Source organism: Mycobacterium gordonae (genome assembly GCF_001417955.2).
Taxonomy (GTDB): Bacteria; Actinomycetota; Actinomycetes; order Mycobacteriales; family Mycobacteriaceae; genus Mycobacterium; species Mycobacterium gordonae_B.
Map to the genome: position 1 here is coordinate 411,883 of NZ_LKTM01000001.1, position 25,321 is coordinate 437,203.

Here is a 25,321-nt window from a genome sequence, read left to right on the forward strand (position 1 = left end):
CTGTCCTCCTAACCGGCCCGGGCCGGCAGCTCAAGCTCAGGCACCCAGGCTACACTCCGCCCGTGAGGTGTAACGGCTCGTGAGCGGCCCGGAATTCCCCAAAAGTGAACTGGCGGCAGCCTTCGCGCAGTTCGAGCAGACCGTGGCCAGAGCGGCCGAAACGCACGATTGGGACGCCTGGGTGCAGCACTACACGCCCGACGTCGAGTACATCGAGCACGCGGCGGGCACCATGCACGGGCGTGACGAGGTGCGCACCTGGATCAAGCGCACGATGACCAGCTTCCCGGGCAGCCACATGGTGGAGTTCCCGTCGCTGTGGTCGGTCATCGACGAGCCCACCGGGCGCATCATCATGGAGCTCGACAACCCGATGCGCGATCCAGGCGACGGCAGCGTCATCACCGCGACGAACATCTCGATCATCACCTATGCCGGCGACGGCCTGTGGCGCCGCCAGGAGGATATCTACAACCCGCTGCGCTTCGTGCAGGCCGCGTTGAAGTGGTGCCGCAAGGCCCAGGAGTTCGGCAACCTGGACGACGACGCTGCGGCCTTTCTCAAGCAGTACGGGGGTGCGCAGTGAGCGGGCGGCCGAAACTGGTGATCGGCGCCAACGGGTTCCTCGGTTCGCACGTCACCCGGCTGCTGGTCGAGGACGGTCACGACGTGCGGGTGATGGTGCGCCCAAATGCCAACACCCGCTCGATCGATGACCTGCCGGTCACCCGCTTTCACGGCGACGTCTTCGACACCGCCACCGTGCGCGAAGCGATGGATGGTTGCGACGACGTCTATTACTGCGTTGTGGACACCCGCGCCTGGCTGCGTGACCCGGCGCCCCTGTTCCGCACCAACGTCGACGGGTTGCGCAACGTCCTTGACGTAGCGAAAGACCCTGAGTTGCACCGATTCGTGTTCACCAGCACCTACGCATCGGTGGATCGCAGGCACGGGCACGTCGCCACCGAAGCCGACCGGATCGGCGACCGTAAGGTCACCCCCTACGTCCAGTCCCGGGTGCAGGCCGAGGACCTGGTGATGCGCTACGTCGCCGACTTCGGTTTGCCGGCGGTCGCGATGTGCGTCTCCACCACCTATGGCAGCGGTGACTGGGGCCGCACCCCGCACGGCGCGTTCATCGCCGGCGCGGTCTTCGGCAAGTTGCCGTTCCTGATGAGCGGTATCCAGCTGGAGGTGGTGGGCGTCGACGATGCCGCCCGGGCCATGATCCTGGCCGCCGAGCGCGGCCGTAACGGGGAGAAGTACCTGATCTCCGAGCGCATGATCCCGTTGACCGACGTGGTGCGGATCGCGGCCGACGAGGCCGGGGTCGCACCGCCACGGCGGTCGATCCCGGTGCCCGTGCTCTGTGCGCTGGGCGCCCTGGGCAGCCTGCGGGCCCGGCTGACCGGCAAGGACGCCGAACTCAGCCTGGACTCGGTGCGGATGATGCGCGCCGAAGCCCCGGTCGACCACAGCAAGGCGGTCCGCGAGCTGGGCTGGAAACCGCGGCCGGTGGAGGAGTCGATCCGCGAGGCGGCCCGCTTCTGGGCCGGCATGCGAAAGGCTGCGAAGAAGGCTGTCGCACCCGAATAGGCTGGCGACAATGGAACGTGTTCACGTTGACCTCAACGGGCCACCTCAGACCATGCTCGCGACGCTGTACGCCAAGGCACTCGACGCTGACGCGCCCAAGTCGATCCTGCGCGACGAGTACGCCAAGGCCGCGGTGCAGCACATCGATTACGACTGGGCCGCAACGACTATCACCAAGCGGCGGGCACCGTCGGTGGCGGTCCGCAGTGCGCATTTCGACAACTGGGCCCGGGAGTTCCTGGCCGCACACCCCGAGGCGACCGTGTTGCATGTCGGGTGTGGCCTGGACGCCCGGGTGTTCCGGCTCGACCCTGGGCCCGGGGTGCGCTGGTATGACATCGACTACCCGGAGGTGATCTCGCTACGCGAGCGGGTGTACCCCGCGCGCGAGAACTGCCGCACCGTCGCGGCTTCGGTGACCGACCCGCAGTGGCTGGCCGACCTACCGGCCGACCGTCCCACCCTGTTCCTCGGCGAGGGGCTGACGATGTACCTGACCAAGGACGCCGGTCTGGCGTTGCTGCGCCGGGTGGTCGACCGATTCCCCTCCGGTGAACTGCAATTCGACGCCTTCAATACATTCGGCATCCGCACCCAGGTGATCAACTCCGTCGTTCGCCGCTCGGGATCGACCTTGTACTGGGGGATCGACCGGCCGTCCGACATCCTCGACGAGGTGCCTGGCACGCGGCTGGTGGCCTGGGAATCGGTGTTCGACAGCGAGACGTTCGCACTCGTACCCCCCGCCGTGCGGTGGATGGGCCGGGTGATGGCGCGGGTGCCGGCGCTGCGGAACATGGCGCAGTACCACCGCTACGCCTTTTGAAAACGGGAATGTGGGCGGCCCGAATGCGTTGAACGTCTCATGAGCCATCCGGAAATCAAGGAACCCAACGCGGGTCACCCGATCACGATCGAGCCGACGCAGGGGCGGGTCCAGGTCCATGTCAACGGCGAGCTGGTCGCGGACAGCACCGCGGCCCTGGGTCTGCAGGAGGCCAGTTTGCCTCTGGTGCAGTACATTCCACTGGCCGACGTGGTGCAAGAGCGGCTCACGCGGACCGACACCAGTAGCTACTGCCCGTTCAAGGGCGAGGCCAGCTACTACAGCGTGACGACCTCGGCCGGTGACACCGCCAAAGACGTCATCTGGACCTACGAGCAGCCCTACCCCGCGGTCGCCGCGATCGCCGGGCACGTCGCGTTCTATCCGAACAAAGCCGAGATCACGGTCGGTTAAGAGGCGCATTTGGATGACGGCGACCCGCTGCGCCCGGCTCCGCCGCGCTTGCGATCGCCGTTCAGGGAAACACCCGGGCCAGCGCCTGGGTGTCGGTGTACTCGCGAAGCGACACGATCATGCCGTCCCGGGTGTCGAAGATGCAGACGAACGGGCTGTCGTACTCGGTGCCGTCGGCGGTGGCGCCGTAGACCTGGCCCTCGACCACCACGGTTTCGCCCTCGTTGACACACCGGCGCAGATCGATGTTGATCTCGAAGACCTGCTTGCGCCGTTCGACCACGCGGCGCATGGTCTCCTTGTTCCACTCTTCGCGCGTGATGATGGTCCAGTAGGTGAAGTCGTCGCTGAGCAGCTGGAAGCCTTCGTCGAGGTCCCCGCCCTCGCACATGCTCTGCAGGAACATCCACGCCAGTTCGGCCTGTGGGTCATCAAAAGGCGTCATCACGGCGTCATCACAAGGCCATCCTGTCTCGCGCGACAGTTGACGGTCAATTGACACGGCCGTCGGTCGGTGTGCTGCGGTAGGAAGAATCATCGAGGTGGAGACCGTCCGAGACGTCACGTTTGCCGGAGCCGGCGGCTTCGGGCATACGCTGGCGCCGTTACGGCGGGGCCGCGGTGACCCCTGCTTCCGGGCGGGTGGCGACGGCACCATCTGGCGGACCAGCCTGCTGCCCAGCGGGCCGGTCACCGCGCGGATCAGTCGCGTCGGTCGCGACACCGCCCGCTGCCAGGCCTGGGGAGCCGGGGCGGCGGAGTTCGCGGAGTTGTTTCCGGCGATGATCGGAGCCGATGACGACGCGTCGGGCTTCCAGCCGCAGGAGCCCACCGTGGCCGCGGCCCACCGCAAGGTGCCGCACCTACGGCTGGGTCGCACCGGGCAGGTGCTGGAAGCGCTGATCCCGGCGGTGATCGAGCAGCGGGTGCCGGGCGCCGACGCATTTCGATCGTGGCGGGTGCTGGTGAGAAAGTACGGCACGCCCGCGCCCGGGCCGGCGCCGGAGGGCATGCGGGTGCTGCCGTCGGCAGACGCGTGGCGGTACATCCCGTCGTGGGAGTTTCACCGCGCCAACGTCGACCCCGGACGCGCGCAGACGGTGGTGGTGTGTGCCCGGCGGGCGTCGTCGCTGGAACGGCTGGTATCACTGCCGCCGGCTCAGGCGCGGGAGGCGCTGATGTCGCTGCCCGGAGTGGGGGTATGGACTGCCGCCGAGACGGCGCAGCGCGCGTTCGGTGACGCCGACGCTCTGTCGGTGGGTGATTACCACGTGTCGAAGATGATCGGCTGGACGTTGATCGGCCGTCCGCTCGACGACGCCGGCATGCTCGAACTGCTGGAACCCATGCGTCCGCACCGGCACCGGGTGGTCCGGGTGCTCGAAGCCAGCGGACTGGCCTACGAGCCGCGGCGCGGCCCCCGCCTTCCGGTGCAGCAGATCCACCCGCTCTAAGGGTTAGTGCCTGCCTCATCGGGTACACGTTCGGCAGGACATCAAGCGAATTCTTTGAGGGGAAATCGATGACGCAGTTCACAATTCCGGGACTCACCGACAAGCAGGGTGCCCGGCTTGCCGAGATCCTGCAGCGGCAGCTGAGCACGTACAACGACCTGCACTTGACGTTGAAGCACATTCACTGGAATGTGGTGGGCCCCAACTTCATTGGTGTGCACGAGATGATCGACCCGCAGGTCGAGGCGGTGCGCGGCTACGCGGATGACGTCGCCGAACGCATTGCGGCGCTGGGCGCGTCGCCGAAGGGCACGCCGAACGCCATCATCAACGACCGGGACTGGGACGACTACTCGGTGGGCCGCGACACGGTTCAGGCCCACCTGGCCGCGCTGGACCTGGTCTACACCGGTGTGATCGAGGACATCCGCAAGGCCATCGACGAGACCGACGAACTCGACCAGGTCACCCAAGATCTGCTGATCGGCCAGGCCGGGCAGCTGGAGAAGTTCCAGTGGTTCGTCCGGGCACACCTGGAGAGCGCGGGCGGGAAACTCGCCCACGAGGGTGCCAGCAGCGAGAAGAGTGCGGCGGACGCAGCGCGGGGCTGATTGCATGCGCCGAGCGTGAACTCACGGCGCGAAAATCGCGAAAATCGCGCCGTCAGTTCACGTTCGGCGAATCACCCCGGGCGCGCTCGGCCTCGGCGGCCTCCCGATTGAGCCGTTGCGCCTCGTAGATCGTCACGTTGGTCCGTGACATCAGCAGCGACGCGATGCCGACGGCCAGGATTGCGCCCGGCACCACCGAGAAGGATCCCGTCATCTCCGCAACCATGATCATGATCGCCAGCGGCGCGCGGGCGACGCTGCCGAAACAGGTCATCATGCCCACGACGACGAAGACGCCCGGTTGCTCGGGCACGCCGGGCAGCCCGGCCAGATCGCCCAGCCGCCAGATCGCGGCTCCGACAAACGCGCCGATCACGATTCCCGGCCCGAACAGGCCGCCGGATCCGCCGGATCCGATCGAGAGACAGGTCGCGACGATCTTGGCGAGCGGCAGCAGCAGGATGATCCACAGCGGGATCGACATCAGAGAATCGCGGGCGGCGGCCAACTGCGCCCAGCCGTAGCCACTGCTCAGGATCTGCGGGATCACCAGGCCCAGTAGGCCCACCAACAGCCCGCCCGCCGCGGGCTTGATGATCGGGCCGCCGGGCAACCGGCGCACCAGCGCCACCGTCGAATGGAAGAAGCGTGCGTACAGGTAGCCCACCGCGGCTGCCACCAGGCCGATCACCACGAACCACAACAGCGGCCAAGCGCGCTCGAAGCGGTACTCGGCGTCTATGTAGCCGAACAGCGGGTCGAAGCCCAGAAACGACCCCAGCACTGCATAGGCCGTGCCCGAGGTGATGAATCCGGGCAGCAGGCTGCGGTAGTCGAAGTCGTCGCGATAGGTGATCGACGCGGCCAGCACCGCCCCGCCCAGCGGCGCCGCGAAGATGGCCCCGATGCCCGCTCCGATGCCGAGCGCGACGGCGACCCTGCCGTCCTCGTCGGACAGCCCGAGGCGCCGGGTGAGCAACGAGGAGAAGCCCGCGGAGATCTGCGCCGTCGGGCCCTCCCGCCCGGCCGAGCCACCGGAGCCGATGGTCAGCGCGCTGGCCACCAACTTCACCAGGACGACGCGGGCCCGGATCGCGCGGGGATCGGTGTGCACGGCCTCGATCGCCTCGTCGGTGCCGTGGCCGGTGGCCTCCGGGGCGAACTTGGTCACGACGACGGCCGAGAGCAGCGCGCCGCCCGTCGTCACCAGCGGAATGGCCCAGGGCCGGATGAATCCGGCGGACCCGCGGCCGCCCCCTTCGCCCAGCGGGGTGGGGACGTGGTGACCCGCGAGGTAGCCCAGCAGGAATTCCCCGGTGTACTTCAGCGCGAGGTAGAAGACGACGGCGCCGAGACCGGAGATCACGCCGATGGTGGTGCCGAGCAGAAACCACTTCTGCAGGTAACCCGCGTTCCTGATGGAGGCTCCGAACCGGCCGCCGGCGGACGCAGGGGGCGCCTCGTTCGGCTCCTCCGGCATGTTCCGGAGGTTAGCAGCTTCGCGTGACGGAATAAACGGACCGCAGTCCGGTTAATAGGGATAACTCAAACAGAGGAGGCCCACATGCCCGCCATCACCGCAGACACGCTCACCCTGGCTCGCGTGAGCCCGGCCGGACCCGGAGACACCGAGCGGCCGGTCCGGTCGGTCACTACCGGCCCGCGGGGCTACGAGGGACTGGGATTCCCGGTGGTCCGCGCCTTCGCCGGGGTCAGCACCGCCGCGCTGGACCCGTTCATCCACATGGACCAGATGGGCGAGGTGGAGTACGAACCGGGCGAACCGCGCGGAACCGACTGGCATCCGCACCGCGGTTTCGAAACCGTCACCTACATGCTCGACGGGAAATTCGCCCATCAGGACTCACACGGCGGCGGTGGCCTCATCGGCGACGGTGCGACGCAGTGGATGACGGCCGGATCGGGCATCCTGCACATCGAGACCCCGCCCGCGGAGATGGTCACCAGCGGCGGCCTCTTCCACGGCATCCAGTTGTGGGTGAATCTGCCGAAGCGCGACAAGTTCGCCGCACCCCGGTACCAGGCCATCGAGGGCACAGACGCGAAGCTGTTGTCCTCTGACGACGGCGGGGCGCTGATCCGTCTGATCGCCGGTGACATCGACGGCCACGGTGGGCCGGGAGTCACCCACACACCGATCACGATGGCGCACGCGACGATCGAAAGCGCTGCGCGGCTTAATATTCCGTGGAGTCGCGACTTCAACGCGCTGATCTACGTGTTGTCCGGGCAGGGGTCCGTGGGCCCGGCCGGCCACCCCGTCCGGCAAGGCCAGCTGGCCGTTCTCGGGCCGGGTGACCGCATAACGGTGAACGCGCAGCCCGGTCGCGCACAGCCGCTGGACGTGCTGCTACTGGGCGGGCGGCCGATCCGCGAGCCCGTCTTCCATTACGGACCGTTCGTGATGAACACCCGCGCCGAGGTCATCGAGGCGCTCGAGGACTATCAAGCTGGCAAGTTCCGTAGCATCCCGCCGAACGCTCTGATGCCGCACCATGGCGGTGGCACACTCTAGTAATGCCTCAACTGGCAAGTCGGGGACCCGGGCGTCCCCCCGCCGCAAAAGCCGACGACACCCGTAAGCGCATCGTCCGCGCCGCACGTCAAGTTTTCAGCGAACGTGGGTATGACGGTGCGACGTTCCAGGCCATCGCCGTGCGGGCCGACCTGACCCGCCCGGCGATCAACCACTACTTCCCCAGCAAGCGGGTGCTCTACACCGAAGTGGCCGACCGAACCAACGAGCTCGTCGTCACCGCGGGTATCGAGCGGGCGCGCTGCGAGTCGACCCTGGCCGGCCGGCTCGGCGCGTTCATTGCCGTAGCGCTGGAAGCGGATGCTCAAAATCCCTGCACTGCAGCGTTTTTGAGTACCGCTGTGTTGGAGTCGCAACGTCACCCAGAGTTGAAGCGGGACGACAACGACGCGATATCGACCACCCGGGAGTTCCTGGTCTCAGCGGTCGACGATGCCATTGCCAGCGGCGAAATCGCCCCTGACACCGACGCCGCTGTGTTGGCCGAGGCGTTGGTGATGATGTTGTGCGGCATCGGGTTCTACGCCGGTTTCGTGGGCACCTACTCCGAGGTGGAGAACATCCTGGGGACGCTGCAGCAGTTGATGGCCGGCAGTCTGTGGCGGGCTCGGGTCCAGCAGCGGTGATCTGACGCACATATAGCTTGCCTAACTTATTAGGTAAGCTGACCGGGATATGACTGATCTCGATTCGCCCTCGCTACGGACCGCCGGCGACAGCTGGCACATCACCGAAAGTGTCGGCGCCACCGCGCTGGCGGTCGCCGCCTCCCGTGCAGTGGAGACCGCCGGACCCGACCCGCTGATCCGCGACGAGTTCGCCGCCGTGCTGGTGTCCTCGGCGGGGCCGGCGTGGGCCCGGTTGGCCGACCCCGAGATGGCCTGGCTCGACGGCGACGAGCACGGCCGGCGTCTGCACCGCGTCGGGTGCGATTACCAGGCGGTCCGCACCCAGTACTTCGACGAATACTTCGGCTCCGCCACCGACTCCGGCATCCGGCAGGTGGTGATCCTCGCGGCGGGTCTGGACTCGCGGGCCTACCGACTGCAATGGCCTTGCGGCACCGCGGTCTATGAGATCGATCAACCCAAGGTGCTGGACTACAAGGCCGAGATACTGAGTGCGCACGGCGCGCGTCCCGCGGCCACCCGGCACGCGGTCGCGGTCGACCTGCGCGAGGACTGGCCCGCCGCCCTGAGCCGGGCCGGCTTCGACCCCGCCCTGCCCACCGCGTGGCTGGCCGAAGGCCTGCTGGCGTACCTGCCCAGTGACGCCCAGGACCGGCTCTTCGAGATGTGCACCGCCCTGAGCGCGCCCGGCAGCCAACTCGCCGTCGAGGCGTTCAACTTGAAGCTGACCGGCAACAAGCAGCGCTGGAACCGGATGCGCGACCGGCTGGGCCTCGACGTCAACGTCGAGGAGCTCACCTATCAGGAGCCCGACCGCTCCGATCCCGCGCAGTGGCTGACCGACCACGGCTGGCAGGTGCAGAGCGCCGACAACCACCAGGAGATGGCCCGGCGGGGCCGGCCGGTTCCCGCGGATCTCATCGACGAGGCCATCACCAGCAGATTGATGCGAGGAGTACGCGAATGAGCACGCTGCGCAGCCACGACGACACCTGGGACATCCGCACCAGCGTCGGCACCACCGCGGTGATGGTCGCCGCCGCCCGCGCTGTCGAGACCGAACAACCCGACGCGCTGATCCGCGACCCGTACGCCAAGATCCTGGTCACCAACGCCAATGCCGGCGTGTTGTGGGAGGCAATGCTCGACCCGGCCGTGGCGGCGAAGGTGGAGACGCTGGACGCCGAGGCCGCCGCGATGGTCCGGCACATGCGCGGCTACCAAGCGGTGCGAACCAACTTCTTCGACACCTTCTTCGCGGACGCCGTGGCTGCCGGCATCCGGCAGGTGGTGATCCTGGCCTCGGGCCTGGACTCGCGTGCCTACCGACTGGACTGGCCGGCCGGGACCACCGTCTACGAGATCGACCAGCCGCAGGTACTCGAATACAAGTCCACGACGCTGGCCGATAACGGTGTGACACCGTCGGCGGACCGTCGCGCGGTGGCGATCGACCTTCGGCAGGACTGGCCCGCCGCACTGCGCGAAGCGGGCTTCGACCCGAACGCCCGCACCGCATGGCTGGCCGAGGGCCTGCTGATGTACCTGCCTGCGGAGGCGCAGGACAGGCTGTTCACCCTGATCGGGGAATTGAGCCCGGCGGGTAGCCGTATCGCCGCCGAAACCGCGGCGTCGCACGCCGACGAGCGGCGCGAGCAGATGCGGGCGCGGTTCAAGAAGATCGCCGAGCAGATCGGTCTGGAAGAGACGATCGACGTCGGTGAGCTGATGTACCGCGATGAGCACCGCGCGTCCGTCGCGGACTGGCTCAACAACCACGGTTGGCGGGCCGTCGCCGTCAGCTCCGGCGACGAGATGCACCGGCTGGGCCGCTGGGTCGCCGAAGTGCCGATGGCCGACGACAAAGACGCGTTCTCGGAGTTCGTGACGGCGGAGCGGCGGTAATGCCACGCGCCGCGGACGACTCCTGGGACATCGCAACCAGCGTCGGCGCCACCGCGGTGATGGTCGCCCTGGCCCGGGCCGCGGAAACCGCGAGCGACGCCCCGTTGATCCGGGATGAGTTCGCCGAGCCGCTGGTCTCCACTTCGGAGTTGGCAGCTGTGCGGGAGCAGGTCGCCGCATGGTGGACCGCCGCGCCGGATGACGACGAGGAATACTCGGTCGACTCCCAGCAGATGATCAACTACCAGGCCGTGCGCACCCATTTCTTCGACGCGTACTTCGCCGGGGCCGCCGCATCCGGTATCCGCCAGGTGGTGATCCTGGCGGCCGGCCTGGATTCACGCGCCTACCGGCTGGACTGGCCGGCGGGCACCACGGTGTACGAGATCGATCTACCGAAGGTGCTGGACTACAAGTCCGCGACGTTGGCCTCCCACGGCGCCACCCCGCGCGCCGACCGGCGTGCGGTGCCCGTCGATCTGCGTCATGACTGGCCGCAGGCGCTGCGCGACGCCGGGTTCGAGGCCGGCCGCCCCACGGCGTGGCTGGCCGAGGGGCTGCTGCCGTTCCTGCCGGCCCAGGCGCAGGAGTCGATGTTCGCCTTGATCGACGAGCTGAGCGGGCCGGGCAGCCGGGTCGCGGTGGAGATTTTCGGTGTGGACGCTCAGCGCCGTGCGGAGGCGCAGGAGCGGTGGGCGCAGTTGCGGGCCAGGCGTGCAGCCCGCGGGGAAGACACGTCCTTCGACCCGTTCGACCTGTGGTTCGACGACGAGGGCCGGCCCGATCCGGGTGACTGGTTCACCGCGCACGGGTGGGCGACCGAGTCGGTCAGTGCCCGCGAGGAAGCGACCCGCCTGGGCCGGCCGCCGCAGGAAGACGCCGGGCCTTTCCAGAACGGATTCGTCGTCGCCGGCAAGTCCTGACCGGATCTTTCCGGTCGCCGTCCTATTGCTGTCCGGGCCGGATGACTAGGATCGCGGTTATCACCGATGAGCGACCGCGCGACAGGCTGCGGGCACCTCGGGGAAGGAAGGACAACGATGACCACCGATTCCCTGCCGAAGGCTGCATCGACGCCCGCCAACGGGCACGCGGCCGCTCAACCGAGCGTCGCCGATATCGTGGCCCGGCTGCGTAAGACCTTTGCCACCGGCCGCACCCGCAGTTACGAGTGGCGCAAGCGTCAACTGGAGCAGTTGACCAAGCTGGTGGAGGAGAACGAACCCGCCATCGCTGCGGCGCTGGCCGAGGACCTCGACCGCAACCACGTCGAGGCGTTCATCGCCGACATCGCCACCACCGCGGGCGAGGCCAAGTACGCGGCCAAGAAGCTCAAGAAGTGGATGCGCCGCAAGTACCTGCTGCTCGAGGCCCCGCAACTGCCGGGCCGGGGCTGGGTGGAGTACGAGCCGTTCGGCACCGTACTGATCATCGGCGCCTGGAACTACCCGTTCTACCTGACGCTGGGTCCCGCCGTCGGCGCTCTGGCCGCGGGCAACGCCGTCATTCTCAAGCCTTCGGAACTGGCCCCCGCGTCGTCGCACCTGATGGCCGAACTGGTGCCCAAGTACCTGGACCAGGATGCGGTCGCGGTGGTCGAGGGCGATGGCATGGTCAGCCAGGAGCTGATCAAGCAGGGCCTGGACCGCGTGATGTTCACCGGGGGCACCGAGATCGGGCGCAAGGTCTACGAAGGCGCGGCGAAGCACCTGACCCCGGTGACGCTGGAACTCGGCGGCAAGAGCCCGGTGGTGGTGGCGGCCGACGGGGACATCGATGTCGCGGCCAAGCGGATCGCCTGGCTGAAGATCCTCAACGCCGGTCAGACCTGCGTGGCGCCCGACTACGTGCTCGCCGACGCATCGATCCGCGACGAACTCGTCGACAAGATTGCCGCTTCCATCACCAAGTTCCGTTCCCAGGACAACCAGGAGGGCATGCGCATCGTCAATGAGCGCCAGTTCAACCGGTTGAAGGGCTACATCTCGGAGGCGGAGGGCGACGGGACGTCGAAGGTGGCGGTCGGCGGTAAATGCGACGAGTCCAGCCTGCGGATCCAGCCGACCGTGGTGGTCGACCCGGCTCAGGACGGCTCGCTGATGCGGAACGAGATCTTCGGACCGATCCTGCCGGTGCTCACCGTCAAGAACCTGGACGAGGCGATCGCCTTCATCAACGCCCGGCCCAAGCCTCTGTCGGCGTACCTGTTCACCAAGTCGAAGGCGACCCGGGAGCGGTTCATCAGGGAGGTGCCCGCGGGCGGCATGCTGATCAACCACCTCGCCTTCCAGGTGTCGACGGCCAAGCTGCCGTTCGGTGGTGTCGGGTCCTCCGGCATGGGCGCCTACCACGGCAAGTGGGGCTTCGACGAGTTCAGTCACCGCAAGTCGGTGCTGACCAAGCCGACCCGCCCCGACTTCTCCGCCATGATCTACCCGCCCTACACCGAGCGGGCCTTCAAGTTGGCGCGCAAGCTGTTCTAGCCCCGACTTTTCCCTGCGCCGGCACCAGGTCCCTGGTGCTGGCGCTCAACCCTGATAGCCAGCAGAGAGGAACCTGATGCCCGGAGTGCAGGATCGCGTCGTCGTAGTGACCGGAGCCGGCGGGGGGCTGGGCCGCGAGTACGCCCTCACCCTCGCCCGGGAAGGCGCCAGCGTCGTCGTCAACGACCTCGGCGGTGCCCGTGACGGTACGGGTGGCGGATCGGCGATGGCCGACCAGGTAGTGGCCGAGATCCGGGACGGCGGTGGGCGCGCGGTCGCCAACTACGACAGCGTCGCCGAGGCCGACGGTGCCGCCAACATCATCAAGACGGCGCTCGACGAGTTCGGCGCCGTACACGGTGTGGTGAGCAATGCCGGGATTCTGCGCGACGGCACTTTTCACAAGATGACGTCCGAGAACTGGGACGCCGTCCTCAAGGTTCACCTGTACGGCGGGTACAACGTCATCCGCGCCGCCTGGCCGCACTTCCGCGAGCAGAGCTACGGCCGGGTCGTGGTCGCCACCTCGACGAGTGGGCTGTTCGGCAACTTCGGCCAAACCAACTACGGCGCAGCCAAACTCGGCCTGGTGGGGTTGATCAACACGCTGGCGCTGGAAGGGGCCAAGTACAACATCCACTCCAACGCCGTCGCCCCGATCGCGGCCACCCGGATGACCGAGGACATCATGCCCAAGGAGGTGCTGGAGAAGCTGACGCCGGAGTTTGTCGCTCCCGTGGTCGCCTACCTGTGCACCGAGGAGAACGCGGACAACGGATCGGTATTCGTCGTCGGCGGCGGCAAGGTACAGCGGGTCGCGCTGTTCGGTAACGAGGGCGCCAACTTCGACAAGCCGCCGACGGTGCAGGATGTGGCCGACCACTGGGGCGAGATCACCGATTTGTCGGCCGCCACCAAAGCTGGATTCAAGCTCTAAAATTTGATGAAAGCCGCTGTTGTTCAAGAGCTTTCCGGGCCAGCCGGCATAGTCTATACCGATATCGCCGACGTATCCGATGGCGGTGGCAACATCGTCATCGAGGTACGCGCCGCCGGCGTGTGCTTCCCGGACCTGCTGTTGACCAAGGGCAAGTACCAACTGAAGTTGCCGCCGCCGTTCGTCCCCGGCATGGAATGTGCCGGGGTCGTTCGTTCGGCACCCGCCGATTCGGGTTTCCGTGTGGGGGAACGGGTTTCGGCGTTCGGTGTGCTCGGCTGCTATGCCGAGCAGGTGGCCGTTCCGGTCTCCCACGTGATCCGCAGTCCCACCGAACTCGACGACGCCGAAGCGGTGTCGCTGCTGGTCAACTACAACACCATGTTTTTCGCCCTGTCCCGCCGCGCGGTGATGCGGCCGGGCCAGACGGTGCTGGTCCTAGGCGCCGCCGGCGGGGTGGGCACCGCCGCGGTTCAGATCGCCAAGGCGATGGGCGCCAGTCAGGTGATAGGCGTGGTGCACCGTGAAACCGCGATGGACTACGTCGCCGCGCTCGGCGCGGACCGGGTGCTGCATCTGGCCGAGGGCTGGGTTGAGCGCGTCCACGAGTTCACCAACGGCCAGGGGGTCGACATCGTGGTGGACCCCATCGGCGGTCGCACCTTCGACGACGCGATCCGGGCGCTGGCCATCGACGGCAAGTTGCTGGTGATCGGCTTCGCCGCCGGCAGCGTCCCGACCCTGACGGTCAACCGGTTGTTGCTGCGCAACATCGGCGTGCTGGGCGTCGCGTGGGGCGAATACCTAAACAAGGTCCCCGGTTCGGCGGTGCTGTTCTCCTCGGGTCTCAATCAGCTGGTTTCGCTCGGGCTCAAACCGCCTCCGCCGCAGCGCTATCCGTTGTCTGAAGCCCGTGCCGCACTGCAATGCCTGGACGACGGCGGGGTGCTCGGCAAAGTAGTGCTGGAACCTTAGCCCAAGCCTCCTTATCCTCTATACCGGGTATCCCGCACCGGAGGAGGACGTGTCATGCCAGAACACGAGCCGGAAATGCAGATCACTCACGAGGGGGATCGCCCGGCCATGGTTGGCCCGGTGCAGTTCTTCACCGGCGACGTGACCATGAAGCAGCTCTTCGGACCGGCCGGTTCGTCGAAAGCCCATGGCGGACAACTCACTTTCGCCGCAGGCGCCCGCAGCGTCTGGCATACGCATCCGGCGGGACAGCGGCTGATCGTCATCGAAGGCAGCGGCTGGGTACAGCAGTGGGGTGGCGACCGGCGGCAGATCAATTCCGGGGACGTGATCTGGACTCCCGCCGGGATCAAGCACTGGCATGGAGCCACCGCGAGTTCGGCGATGACTCACATCGCTATTCAGGACGAAGTCGACGGGCGGTTCGTCGACTGGCTGGAGCAGGTGAGCGACGAGCAGTACCTGGGCTGAGCATCATTGACGGACAATGTTGTTCGCTCCTACACTGTCGCCACTCCGCTTCGTTCTTTAGCCAAAAGGAGCAAGGCAAATGGCGGCATTCACCGACGTCGAACTCGAGTACATGTCCAGTCAGCGGCTCGGCAGACTTGGGACGGTGACCCCCAAAGGATCCCCGCAAGTCCGGCCGGTCCGGTTCACCTACAACACCGAACTGGGCACCATCGACATCGGCGGGAAGGCGATGGCGGGCAGTCGCAAACTACGCAATGTGGAAACCAACCCAAAGGTGTCTCTGGTTCTCGATGACCTGGCCAGCGTCGATCCGTGGCGCCCTCGCGGACTCGAGATTCGCGGCCGGGGCGAGGCGTTGTCCACCGACGGCGGCGCGATGATCCGCATCCACCCGACGCGGGTACTGGCCTGGGGTCTCGATCCCGAGTCTCCGAAGCTGCAAGCGCGCAACGTGTGATCCGGTCGCTACCAACATGATTCGGGCCACGTGGAATGGAGCGGTGCTCGCCGAGGCGCCGCGCACCGTCCGGCTGGAGGGCAATCACTACTTTCCGCCGGATTCGTTGCGACGCGAGTTCTTCACCGAGAGCAAGACACAGACTTTGTGTCCGTGGAAGGGCGTGGCGCACTACTACGACGTGACGGTCGACGGGCAGGTCAATTCCGACGCCGGCTGGTACTACCCGAAGCCCAGCCCGCTGGCGCGCAAGATCAAGAATCATGTCGCGTTCTGGCACGGGGTCGCGATAGAGGACGAAGCGGAATAGAACGGTCTGACGTGCGCCGAGGCTCCGCCGATGTGCCGATGTGGCGGATCGGCATCGCCGGCGGGACGATCGGCATCCTGTGCTGCCTCGGTCCGACTGCCCTGGCGATGATCGGAATCATCAGTGCGGCAACGGCATTTGCGTGGGCGAACAACCTGTACGACAACTACGCATGGTGGTTTCGCCTGGGCGGGGCGACGGTGCTCGTGACGCTGGTGTGGTGGCAGTTGCGCCGCCGCAACCAGTGCAGCATCGCCGGAGTGCGGCAGGCCCGTTGGCGGTTGCTCGGTGTGCTCGCCATTGCCGTCGGTGCCTACGCAGGCCTGTACGCGTTGACCACCTGGCTCGGTCGGTTCGCGTGACCGCTCAGAACGCGGTTCCGAAGGCGCCGACCGGTGTCGTCGACGGGGGCGCGCCCGTCCATGCGCTGACGATCTGAGAGAGCGCGTGCTGAAAGACGCGGACTTCGAAACCGGCGAACAGGGTCAACAGCCCGGCGTTGGCGGCCAGTGGTCCGCCGAGCGCATAGATGCTGCCGCCCACCGGATCGCCGTCGGCGATCATCTCGGCGCCGGTCAGCATGATGTTGACGTTGTAGGACGGGACGGAGGTCAGCAGCGCGTTGGCGACATCAGCCGTCGGTAGCAACGTGGCATAAGCCGCCGAGGCGGACGTCGAAATCCCGTTGGCGAAATAGGTGTTCGCGGCCTGCACAGAGCCGATGAAGTTCTGTGGCGAGGACAGGGTGGACGACAGGCCGTTGGCCACGGTGGTGCCGCCGGTGCTGATCGACTGCAGGATCGTCGGCACGTCGGGCGTCGGCAGCGCGGGCGGCGTGGCCATCATGGCCCTGATGTCGGCCGCGAAATCGCTGATCCCCTGTTGTGTTCCGGCGTTCAGCGCCTGGGCGATCTCGAGTGCGCTGACCGGCGGGAGCACCCCGAAACCGGTGGGGACATTCGGTGGATCCGGTGACCAGCCGTGAGTGGTGCTGCCGTAGCCGAGATTGACGATGACACGCATGTCGGGCTCGATCAGAGAGGCCAGTGGATGACCGATGACCGGGATGGCCCGCAGTGGAGACAGGATCGGCAGGTTTTCGGTGGGAATCATGTAGTAGTGCGTCGAGACGGGCCCGACCGTGTTCGTCAACTCCACGGCGGTGCCCCCCGGCGGCACGGTCAGTTGCTCGGCGGACAGGAACGGGTAGCCGCCGTGCAACTCGAGCAGGCCCAGGAACGCGTTGACATTGGACACGATGTTGAGGGGGTACTGCGGGAAGTCGCCGAAACCGTCGTACTCCCTGGTGAAGATGTTGGTGGCGAAGGAGTTGTCGGGAGTCGCCGTGCCGAACAGGGTCAGCCCCAGACTCGGCAGGCTCAGCCCCGGGAATCGGGTCAGCAGTCCGCCGTTGGGGTTCGACGGGTTGCCGACGAGGGTGAAGTTCAGATTCGGTCCGGCACCGAATACGTTGCTCGGGTTCAGTGCCTTCATCTCCATCGAAGCGATGACCGCGCTCTGGGAGTAACCGAACACGTTCACGTTGCCGCCGGGCGGCAAGGAGGAGAAGGCTTGGGTGATGGCGTTGTTCAGGATCGTCAGACCACGCGCCGCTGACACGTCGAAAGTCAGGTCCTGGACGCCCGTCAGCGGATAGAGACCCTCGGGCGTGTTGATACCGATGTTGGGGCCGCCGGGGAAGAAGGGGTCGATATACATCGGCGGGATGCCCTGGATGTAGTCCGGGATCGGGATCGGGTAGCCGCTGGCGCCCATGACCAGGGTGACGGCAGCTGCCGGGGCGGCGGCCACGTTGGTCAACAGCGACCGGATCGGCGAAATAGCTGAGTCCAGAGCGCCGGCAACGGCATTGGCGATTTCGGTCTCCAGGTAGGCAAGGCCACCGCTGGACAGCGCACGAGCGAACTGCGCGTGGAACTCCGCCGCCTGTCCCAGCACTGCCTGACCCTCGCGGCCGTAGGTGTCGAAGAGATTCGCGATGGCCGCCGACACTTCGTCAGCGGCCGCGGTCGCCAGGCCGATGGTTCCGGCGGCTGCACTCGCGTTGGCGGCGCCGATCGCACCGTGAACGTCCGCCAGGTCCGCCACGGCCGCTGAGATGAGATCCGGCTGCACGGTCAAATACGACATCGGCCAATCCTTCGCATCGACGAAATACGCGATGTCGACGGCGCCAACTTGAAGCCCGAATTCCCGCCCGGCGCGGCCGATGCCGGTGAGCCTACATTGACGTCCGCGTCAATGTCGCAGTTCGGCGAGGGAAACTACCACTGCCGCAACGGCAATGCACGGGCCTAAGCGCCGGTGAGGTCGCCGAGCACGTTGCCGAACGCGTCGGTGATGACCACGAACTCGAAGCCGGCGGCGAGTGTTCCGATCGCGACGTCAGCGGCGATCGGCTTGGCGAACGCATTGACCAAGCCGCCCACCGGATCACCGTTTACGGCCTGCTGAATCCCGTCCAGGAACAGGTTGACGTTGTAGGACGGAGCCGTGGTGAGCAGCGAGTTCACGATGTCCGCGGTCGGCAGCGCGACCGCGTAGGTGTCGGCGGCCGCGCTGGTGATGGCGGTGGTGATGTTGGTGTTTGCGGACTTCAGCGCGTCGAAGAAGCTGTTCACCGGGGAGGCGGTCGCACCGGGTAATGCGAACGGCAGCGACAGGCCGCCGCCACCCGAGGGCACCAGGGCGGCCAGGCTGGCCGCCGACGGCAGCGCCGGGGCGCCGATAGCCTTCGTGAAGTTCTGGACACCTTGTCCCGCGAGAGCGATCTGGTCGCCGACGAAGTTCGTCGGGATCGGCGGCAGCGCTTCGAACGGAACGTGTACGTCGGCGTAGCCGGTGGTGTAGCCGTAGTGCGGGTCGCCGTAACCCCAGTTGACCAGGTAGGTCAGGTTGGGCTCGAGCAACGCCGCCAACGGTGTTCCGATCACCGGGATGGCCTTGATCGGCGACAGCAGCGGCAGACCCGGTTGCGTGATCATGTAGTAGTGGTCCCACGTGTTGCCCGGTGATACGGGCTGCTCGATGAGGCTGTAGCCGGGTGGCAGCGCGTTCGGGTTCAGGTCGGGGTAGTCGCCATGCACCGTCTGGATACCGAGGAACGCGTTGAGGTCCGCCAGGAAGTTGATCGGGTACCTGGGGAAGTCGGCGTAGCCGTCGTACTGCAGCGTGTACGTGGTGGTCGGGATGCCCGTGTTGGTCGGGGTGGGGCCGAAGAAGTCCAGTCCCAGTGCCGGCAGCGACAGGCCAGGGAAGCGGGCCAGCAGCCCGCCGTTCGGGTTCATCGGGTTGCCCAGCAGGGTGAAGCTGAGGTCGTTCGGACCGGGCAGCGTGCCCGCGGCGATCAGGTTGCGCAATTCGAGGGAGGAGAGGATGGCGCTCTGGGAGTAGCCGAGCACGGACACCGATTGTCCGCCGGTGCTGATCAATCCGTTGGGCCCGAACAACGCGTTGTCCAGGATCTCCACGCCACGCTGCGCCGACACGTTGAGGGTCAGGTCCTTGATCGCTGTCAGCGGATACAGGCCTTCCGGAGTGTTCAGCGGCAGCGACGGCGCGCCCGCCAGAAGGTTGTAGCCAGCGGTGATCCAGGGCTTGATGGAGGTCAGGTAGGACGGCGGCGGGATGGGCGTTCCGCTGCCGGCCATGATCAGTGCCGCGTCGTAGGGTCCGTAGGGCGACACCGGAACGGTTGTGATCTTGGTGCCCGGCCCACCCGGGACCGGTGCACCGAACAGCGACTGGACCGGGGCGAGCAATGGCTGCAGGGGAGCGAGCAGAGTCTCGATCGGGGAGGCGGCCGCGCCGAACCCGCCTGCGCCGCCCAGAACCTGGGCCGCGTTCGCGATCTCCGCTTCGGCGTAGGTGAGACTGGCCGCGGCCAGGGCGCGGTTGAACTCCGCGTGGAACGCTGCCGCCTGGCCGATGACCTGCTGGTATTCCTGACCGAACGCTCCGAAGAGTTGCGCGGCGGCCGCCGAGATCTCGTCGGCCGCGGCGGCGGCCAGGCCGGTCGTCGGGCCCGCGGCGGCCGCGCTGGCCTCGGTGAGGGCGGTCCGGATTCCCGCCAGGTTCTCGGCGGCGGCGCTGATCAGTTGTGGTTGCGTCGTCAAATACGACATCTGCTAATCCCCTTCACGGCCAGGGCAATTTCAGGTGTCAGACTAGAACGGTCCGGCCGACCGCATTGTGCTTTTAGAAGCTAAATATTTTTGGGACGGTCAGTCTTCAGGGGATCAGGGACTGAATGTCCTGGAGGGTGTTCACGACCGCTTCGGTGAGCACCAGGAACTCCACCGCGCCGGCCACCGTGGCCAGACCAACGTCGGCTGCGATGGGCAGCCCGATCGCGTTGATCAGGTTGCCCTGCGCCAATTGCTGGGTGAACAGCGCCGCGTTGTAGGCGGGCAGCGAGGTCACCACGGACGTGGCGATATCGGCAGTGGGCAACAGGACGGCGTAGTTGGTCGCGGCGATCGATCCCACCGTGTTGGCGATCTGCTGCGGTGTCGGCAGTGCGGCCACCTTGGCCCCGATCTCGGTCGGCGACGGCAGCGAGAATGTCGGAGCAGTCACCGGCTGGCTGGCCATGGCCTGCAGGTCGGCGCTGAAGTGGTTGATGCCCTGCTGGGTTCCGTTGGCCAGGGCGTTGAACACGGTACCCGGGGCGACATCGGGGAACAGTCCGAACGGCGTCGGGAGGTCGGCCGGACTCGTGGAGTAGCCGTAGTTCGGGTCGCCGTAGCCGAGATTGACCAGCACCCTCATGTTCGGCTCGATCAGGTTGGCCAGCGGGTTGCCGATACCGGGTACGGCGCGCAGCGGTTGCAGCAGCGGCAGGTGCTCGGTCGGCAGGATGTAGTAGCTGGTGTTGCCGGTGTAGCCCGGCGACGTCTGCAGCGGTATGGCGGCGTTGATCTGCGCCTGGGTCAGGTTGAGGTATTGCGGGTGAACAAAGACGATGCCGGCGACCGCGTTCAGGTCGGAGATGAGATTGAGCGGGTACTTCGGGAAATCGGCGAAGCCGTCGTACTCGAGCGTGTAATTGCGGACCGGGTAGATGGTGTCCGACGGTGTGGCGCCGTAGAACTCCAGACCCAGGCTCGACATGACCAGCCCCGGGAACCGGGACAGGAGACCGCCATTGGGGTTCATCTCGTTGCCGGTCAGGACGAAGTTCAGCATGTTCGCCGGGGGCGGGGTGGCGCCGAAACTCGACAGACCCGCCGCGAGATTGCGCATGTACAGCGACGAGATGACGGCGCTCTGTGAGACGCCGAAGACGGTGACCGACTGGTTCAGATCGTGAATCTGGTGGTAGACGGCGTTGTCCATGGTGGTGAGACCGATCTGGACCGATCTGTTGAAGTACAGACTGCGGACGCCGGTCAGCGGGTAAAGCTCTTCGGGCGTGTTCAGCCCTTGCAGTTGTGCAACGGTAGTGCCGATGTAGTTGTTGGCCTTCTGCAGAAACTCCGCCGTGACGATCGGAACACCGGTGCCGCTGAGAACCAGCGAGATGTCGTTGGGCACCCAGGGGATCGCTGCCGCGGTCGCCGCCTGCGCGGTCGGCGCGAACGCTCCGCCCAGTGCTGCGGCGGCGGCCGTCTCGGCTTGCGCATAGGCCGAACCCGCCGCCGCCAGCGTCCGCTGGAATTCACCGTGGAACGCCTCGAATTGCCTTACCACGTCCTGGTATTCGCGCCCGAACGTGCCGAAGAGGTTGGCGATCGCCGCGGACACCTCGTCGCCTGCCGCCGCCAGCAGGCTCGACGTCGGGGTAGCCGCGGCCGCACTGGCCGCGCTGAGTGCCGCGCCGATCCCTTCGATGTCGGTGGCAGCCGCCACCATCGCCTGTGGCTCCGCCAGCAAAAACGACATAGGTGCAGTCCCTTCCCCTCGACCCCCCGCAAGCTTTGCGCAAGCGTAAAGGGGACCTTCCGAAACTGTCTGGCGTTTACGCCATTCGGCCCGAAAGTCAGGGGATGAGGGCGCTGATGTCCTTGATGTTCTCGGAGATCGCCTTGGCGATGACGAGGAATTCGACGATGCCGGCGATGGTGGCCAGTCCGACGTCGGCGGCGAGCGGATATCCGATGGCGTTGATGAGGTTGCCCTGCAGCAGCTCGCTCAGGAAAAGCTGCGAGTCGTACAGCGGCATGGTGGTGGCGAAGGCGAGCGCGGTGTCGGCGGTGGGGAGCAGGACGGCGTAGTCGGTCGAGATGACCGTGGCGGCGGTGTTCACGATCTTCTCCGGCGACGGGAGCGCGGCCAGTGTCGCCATCAGGTCCGCGGGTTGCGGCGGAGTGAAGGACGGGATGGTGATCGGTTGTGCCATCAGCTTCTGCACTTCGGCGGTGAAGTCGTGGATGCCTTGTTGTGTTCCGGCGGTGAGGGCTTCGATGACCGTGCCCGGGCTGACGTCCGGGAACAAACCGAACGGGGTGCGGATGTCCGCGGGACTGGTCGAGTAGCCGTGGTAGGGGTCGCCGTAGCCCAGGTTGACGATCACCTTCAGGTCGGGTTCGACAAGGGCGGCGAGTGGGTTCCCGATGCCGGGAATCAGGCGCAGCGGCGCCAGCAGGGGCAGGTTCTCGGTGGGGATCATGTAGTAGTCGGTCACGCCGGTGTAGCCCGGTGAGGTTGTCAGCTTGATGGCGCCGTCGACCTGCGGCACCGTGAGATCCAGGTACTTGACGTGCACGGTCGCGATCCCCATCACCGCGTTGAGGTCGGAGATGAAATTGAGCGGATACCGGGGGAAGTCGGCGAAACCGTCGTACTCCTGGGTGTAGATGGCGGTCGGGTAGAGCGTGTCCGACGGTGTCCCGCCGTAGAACGACAGACCGAGGGTCGGCAGCGTCAGACCGGGGAAACGCGCCAGCATGCCGCCGTTGGGATTCATCTCATTGCCGACGAGGACGAAGTTGAGCTTCCCCTGGTAGGGCGAGCCCATGGCGGCCAGCTTCTGCATTTCCAGCGAGGCGATGATCGCGCTCTGGGAGTAGCCGAAGATGGTGAGGCTGTTTCCGGGAATGGCCAACTGCGCTTGAATCGCGTTGTCCATGATCGTCAGGCCCTCGACGACCGACTGGTTGAGCGTCATGCTCTTCACGCCGGTGATCGGATACAGGTTCTCCGGGGTGTACAGCGGTAGGCGGGCGGTGAGTGTGCGGACATAGAGTTCGTTGGCCTTCTCGACGTACGCCGCTGACGGAATGGGCACACCGGTGGGTCCGACGAACAACGAGGTCAGGTTGGCGGCGAAGGGCGGAATCGCGGCGGCGCTGGCGGCCTCGGTCTGCACATAGGCGTTCGCCGCCGCGGACAGGGTCTGCTGGAAGGTGGTCTGGAATGCCTCGACTTGCCCGACGAGTGCCTGGAACTCCTGCCCGTGACTGCCGAACAGATTCGCAATGGCTGCCGAGACCTCGTCGGCGGCCGCGGCCAGCAGGCCGGTGGTCGGCGCTGCCGCGGCCGCGCTCGCGGCGCTGACCGTCGAACCGATGTTCCCGATGTCCGTGACTGCTGTCGTGATGACCTCCGGCGCGACAAGCAGATTCGTCATGGGCGTCTCTTCCCCCGTCAAACGCGGTGGTCTCGGTCAGATTGGCCGCCAGCGTATGACGAGGCCGCCGAATCTGTCCGGGTTTTGGCGCTATCGGGGAGCGCCGAGACTACGGAATGAGTGCCCGGATGTCGCTGATGTTCTGTGAGATCGCCTTCGAGATGACCAGGAACTGGACGATGCCGGCAATTGTCACCAGACCGACATCGGCGGCGATGGGATATCCGATCGCGTTGACGATGTTGCCCTGCACCAGTTGCTCCAGGAAGAGCTGGGAGTCGTAGAGGGGCAGCGAGGTCGCAAAGGCCAGCGCCGTATCGGCGGCTGGGAGCAGCACGGCGTAGTCGGTCGAGATGACCGTGGCGGCGGTGTTCACGATCTTCTCCGGTGACGGCAGGTTCGACAACGTGGCAATGAGGTCGGCGGGCTGCGGGGGCGTGAATGTCGGGAACTCGATCGGCTGCGTGGCCAGGGCCTGCAGTTCGGTGTGGAAGTCCTGGATCCCCTGGCGGGTTCCGTTGGCGAAAGCGTCGATGAGGGTGCTGGGACTGACTTCCGGGAAGAGGCCGAACGGGGTCTGCACGTCGGCGTAGCTGGTCGAATAACCGTAGTTGGGGTCGCCGTAACCGAGATTGACGATCACTTCCAGGTTGGGTTCGATCAGGGCGGCGAGCGGGTTCCCGATCACCGGTATCGCGCGTAGCGGCATGAGCAGCGGTAGTTCCTCGGTGGGAATCATGTAGTAGTAGGTCTTGCCGCCGTTCTCGTAATAGCCGGGCGAAGTGGGTAGTTGAACGGCGCTATTGACTTGGGCGGCAGTCAGACTCAGGTATTTCGTGTGCACCGTGGCGATACCCACCACCGCGTTGAGGTCGGAGATGAAGTTGAGCGGATACCGCGGGAAGTCGGCGAAGCCGTCGTACTCCTGGGTGTAGATGGCCACGTCGTAGGGCGTGTTCGACGGTGTCGCTCCGTAGAAGTCGAGACCCAGCGTCGGCAGGGTCAGGTTCGGGAAGCGGGCCAGCATGCCGCCGTTGGGGTTCATCTCGTTGCCGACCAGGACAAAGTTGAGATCCGCCGGCGAGATCGGGAAACCCTGCGCCGCAAGCTGTTGCATGTACAGCGAGGAGATGATCGCGCTCTGCGAGTAGCCGAAAACGGTCACCGGGCCGTTTGTTATTTGATTCTGGATGTAGTTGCCCAGGATCGTCAGCCCCTCGGATACCGATTGGTTCAGCGTCAGGCTTTTGACGCCGGTGATCGGGTACAACTCTTCGGGCGTGTAGAGGATCGGCAGGGCCTGGTTCGGGTTGTTCGCATGCACGTAAAGGAGATTCGCCAGAGTGGCGTATTCCGGCGGCGGTATCGGCACCCCGGTGGGGCCGATGAACACCGCGGTCGGAAATGTGCTGAAGGGCGGATTGGTGACCGGGAACGCCGGCGGTGGGGGTGTGAACGCCGCGGCGGCGGGCAGACCCAGGGCCCCTTGCAGGGCGGCGGCGGCTGCGGTCTCGGTGTGGACGTAGGCATTCGCCGCAGCTGCGAGGCTCTGCTGGAACTGCGCGTGTACGCCTCCACCTGGCCGATCACCGCCTGAAATTCCTGGCCGTGCGTGCCGAAGAAATTCGCGACGGCCGCGGATACCTCGTCCGCGGCGGCGGCCAGGAGGCCCGAGGTCGGTGCGGCCGCGGCCGCGCCTGCCGCCCGCACCGTTGAACCGATGCTCTCGATGTCCGTGGCGACCGATGTGATGATCTCCGGCTGTACCAACATAGACGTCATTTGCCCACCCCATCCCCCTGTGACCGAAAAGACGGTCAGTTCCCGAAGTCAGGGTATGACGCCGACGCTATGCCTGTCAGGAGTTCCCGTTCTTTGACAATCGCCTAATAGCGCATGCCGCAATACATTTGAGAATTATTGGAATTCGACGACTAACGCTTCCCGCGGATTTGCGACGTTCTGGCCCACCGTGCGGGAATTCCGCTGGGAAGCCAAAGGTTCTGCGTCCAATAGCGACCGGGCCGACGGCGGGTCCCTCGATCGGGGCCGCACCGACCGGTGCGGTGTGTGCGACTTCGGAACTGGCGCAAGGGAAT

Annotated in this window: 24 protein-coding genes and 1 pseudogene; 18 read left to right on the forward strand and 7 right to left on the reverse strand. The window is 66.4% G+C overall.

Features of this window, described 5'->3' with window-relative positions:
- The first annotated feature begins 79 nt into the window (after nucleotides 1-79).
- From AO501_RS01950 to AO501_RS01965, 4 genes are read left to right on the forward strand one after another with little or no spacing between them, the layout of a single operon-like run.
- Nucleotides 80-586 carry a nuclear transport factor 2 family protein gene (locus tag AO501_RS01950; RefSeq protein ID WP_055576071.1) on the forward strand — a complete coding sequence of 169 codons (507 nt, stop codon included), beginning with the start codon at nucleotides 80-82 and terminating at the stop codon, nucleotides 584-586.
- Entirely contained in the window at nucleotides 583-1,599 is a 1,017-nt protein-coding gene (locus tag AO501_RS01955) for an NAD-dependent epimerase/dehydratase family protein (RefSeq protein ID WP_055576072.1), read from the forward strand. The genes AO501_RS01950 and AO501_RS01955 overlap by 4 nt, the downstream gene beginning before the upstream one ends.
- Before the next feature lie 10 nt (nucleotides 1,600-1,609).
- Nucleotides 1,610-2,425 (forward strand): class I SAM-dependent methyltransferase, encoded by an 816-nt coding sequence (locus AO501_RS01960; protein ID WP_055576073.1) that lies wholly within the window; start codon nucleotides 1,610-1,612, stop codon nucleotides 2,423-2,425.
- 39 nt (nucleotides 2,426-2,464) lie between these two features.
- Complete coding sequence (locus AO501_RS01965; protein WP_055576074.1) at nucleotides 2,465-2,839, forward strand: DUF427 domain-containing protein; 375 nt, start codon at nucleotides 2,465-2,467, stop codon at nucleotides 2,837-2,839.
- A gap of 61 nt (nucleotides 2,840-2,900) precedes the next feature.
- Here AO501_RS01965 and AO501_RS01970 read toward each other — a convergent pair whose 3' ends face one another.
- Nucleotides 2,901-3,284 carry a nuclear transport factor 2 family protein gene (locus tag AO501_RS01970; RefSeq protein ID WP_055576075.1) on the reverse strand — a complete coding sequence of 128 codons (384 nt, stop codon included), beginning with the start codon at nucleotides 3,282-3,284 and terminating at the stop codon, nucleotides 2,901-2,903.
- Nucleotides 3,285-3,375: 91 nt separating this feature from the next.
- Here AO501_RS01970 and AO501_RS01975 point away from each other — a divergent pair, with 91 nt between their 5' ends.
- Nucleotides 3,376-4,293: a DNA-3-methyladenine glycosylase family protein gene (locus AO501_RS01975; RefSeq protein ID WP_371935025.1), complete on the forward strand. Its 918-nt coding sequence runs from the start codon at nucleotides 3,376-3,378 to the stop codon at nucleotides 4,291-4,293.
- Nucleotides 4,294-4,361: 68 nt separating this feature from the next.
- Entirely contained in the window at nucleotides 4,362-4,904 is a 543-nt protein-coding gene (gene dps / locus AO501_RS01980) for a DNA starvation/stationary phase protection protein Dps (protein WP_055576077.1), read from the forward strand.
- Between the two features lie 52 nt (nucleotides 4,905-4,956).
- Here dps and AO501_RS01985 read toward each other — a convergent pair whose 3' ends face one another.
- Nucleotides 4,957-6,384: a chloride channel protein gene (locus AO501_RS01985; RefSeq protein WP_055576078.1), complete on the reverse strand. Its 1,428-nt coding sequence runs from the start codon at nucleotides 6,382-6,384 to the stop codon at nucleotides 4,957-4,959.
- 84 nt (nucleotides 6,385-6,468) lie between these two features.
- Between AO501_RS01985 and AO501_RS01990 the strand changes: the two genes are divergently transcribed.
- From AO501_RS01990 to AO501_RS02045, 12 genes are all read left to right on the forward strand, one after another.
- Nucleotides 6,469-7,440, forward strand: a complete 972-nt coding sequence (locus tag AO501_RS01990) for a pirin family protein (protein WP_055576079.1) — start codon at nucleotides 6,469-6,471, stop codon at nucleotides 7,438-7,440.
- 2 nt (nucleotides 7,441-7,442) lie between these two features.
- The gene (locus tag AO501_RS01995; RefSeq protein WP_055576080.1) at nucleotides 7,443-8,087 is read left to right on the forward strand and encodes a TetR/AcrR family transcriptional regulator; all 645 of its coding nucleotides are present in this window, start codon (nucleotides 7,443-7,445) and stop codon (nucleotides 8,085-8,087) included.
- 49 nt (nucleotides 8,088-8,136) lie between these two features.
- The gene (locus tag AO501_RS02000) at nucleotides 8,137-9,057 is read left to right on the forward strand and encodes a class I SAM-dependent methyltransferase (RefSeq protein ID WP_055576081.1); all 921 of its coding nucleotides are present in this window, start codon (nucleotides 8,137-8,139) and stop codon (nucleotides 9,055-9,057) included.
- A gap of 5 nt (nucleotides 9,058-9,062) precedes the next feature.
- A complete protein-coding gene (locus AO501_RS02005; RefSeq protein WP_156452264.1) occupies nucleotides 9,063-9,995 on the forward strand; it encodes a class I SAM-dependent methyltransferase in 933 nt (310 codons plus the stop codon).
- Nucleotides 9,995-10,918: an SAM-dependent methyltransferase gene (locus AO501_RS02010; protein ID WP_055576083.1), complete on the forward strand. Its 924-nt coding sequence runs from the start codon at nucleotides 9,995-9,997 to the stop codon at nucleotides 10,916-10,918. Before AO501_RS02005 ends, AO501_RS02010 begins: the two co-directional genes overlap by 1 nt.
- A gap of 117 nt (nucleotides 10,919-11,035) precedes the next feature.
- A complete protein-coding gene (locus AO501_RS02015; RefSeq protein ID WP_055576084.1) occupies nucleotides 11,036-12,478 on the forward strand; it encodes an aldehyde dehydrogenase family protein in 1,443 nt (480 codons plus the stop codon).
- A gap of 76 nt (nucleotides 12,479-12,554) precedes the next feature.
- Nucleotides 12,555-13,415 carry an SDR family NAD(P)-dependent oxidoreductase gene (locus tag AO501_RS02020; protein WP_055576085.1) on the forward strand — a complete coding sequence of 287 codons (861 nt, stop codon included), beginning with the start codon at nucleotides 12,555-12,557 and terminating at the stop codon, nucleotides 13,413-13,415.
- Between the two features lie 6 nt (nucleotides 13,416-13,421).
- On the forward strand, nucleotides 13,422-14,390 hold the full coding sequence (locus AO501_RS02025) for an NADPH:quinone oxidoreductase family protein (RefSeq protein ID WP_055576086.1): 969 nt from the start codon (nucleotides 13,422-13,424) through the stop codon (nucleotides 14,388-14,390).
- A 54-nt stretch (nucleotides 14,391-14,444) separates the two neighbouring features.
- Nucleotides 14,445-14,861, forward strand: coding sequence for a cupin domain-containing protein (locus AO501_RS02030; RefSeq protein WP_197419733.1), 417 nt, complete (start codon nucleotides 14,445-14,447; stop codon nucleotides 14,859-14,861).
- A 79-nt stretch (nucleotides 14,862-14,940) separates the two neighbouring features.
- Nucleotides 14,941-15,321: a PPOX class F420-dependent oxidoreductase gene (locus AO501_RS02035; protein ID WP_055576087.1), complete on the forward strand. Its 381-nt coding sequence runs from the start codon at nucleotides 14,941-14,943 to the stop codon at nucleotides 15,319-15,321.
- 16 nt (nucleotides 15,322-15,337) lie between these two features.
- Entirely contained in the window at nucleotides 15,338-15,631 is a 294-nt protein-coding gene (locus tag AO501_RS02040) for a DUF427 domain-containing protein (protein ID WP_055576088.1), read from the forward strand.
- Between the two features lie 38 nt (nucleotides 15,632-15,669).
- Nucleotides 15,670-15,993: a hypothetical protein gene (locus AO501_RS02045; RefSeq protein ID WP_156452265.1), complete on the forward strand. Its 324-nt coding sequence runs from the start codon at nucleotides 15,670-15,672 to the stop codon at nucleotides 15,991-15,993.
- Nucleotides 15,994-15,997: 4 nt separating this feature from the next.
- Here the strand turns inward: AO501_RS02045 and AO501_RS02050 are convergent, their stop codons facing one another.
- From AO501_RS02050 to AO501_RS02070, 5 genes and pseudogenes are all read right to left on the reverse strand, one after another.
- A complete protein-coding gene (locus AO501_RS02050; RefSeq protein WP_063892783.1) occupies nucleotides 15,998-17,782 on the reverse strand; it encodes a PE family protein in 1,785 nt (594 codons plus the stop codon).
- Nucleotides 17,783-17,946: 164 nt separating this feature from the next.
- Nucleotides 17,947-19,776 (reverse strand): PE family protein, encoded by a 1,830-nt coding sequence (locus AO501_RS02055; RefSeq protein WP_055576089.1) that lies wholly within the window; start codon nucleotides 19,774-19,776, stop codon nucleotides 17,947-17,949.
- Nucleotides 19,777-19,882: 106 nt separating this feature from the next.
- The gene (locus AO501_RS02060; RefSeq protein ID WP_055576090.1) at nucleotides 19,883-21,535 is read right to left on the reverse strand and encodes a PE family protein; all 1,653 of its coding nucleotides are present in this window, start codon (nucleotides 21,533-21,535) and stop codon (nucleotides 19,883-19,885) included.
- Nucleotides 21,536-21,632: 97 nt separating this feature from the next.
- Complete coding sequence (locus AO501_RS02065; RefSeq protein WP_055576091.1) at nucleotides 21,633-23,222, reverse strand: PE family protein; 1,590 nt, start codon at nucleotides 23,220-23,222, stop codon at nucleotides 21,633-21,635.
- Nucleotides 23,223-23,331: 109 nt separating this feature from the next.
- A pseudogene (locus AO501_RS02070) lies at nucleotides 23,332-25,004 on the reverse strand (PE family protein).
- Between the last annotated feature and the right edge of the window lie 317 nt (nucleotides 25,005-25,321).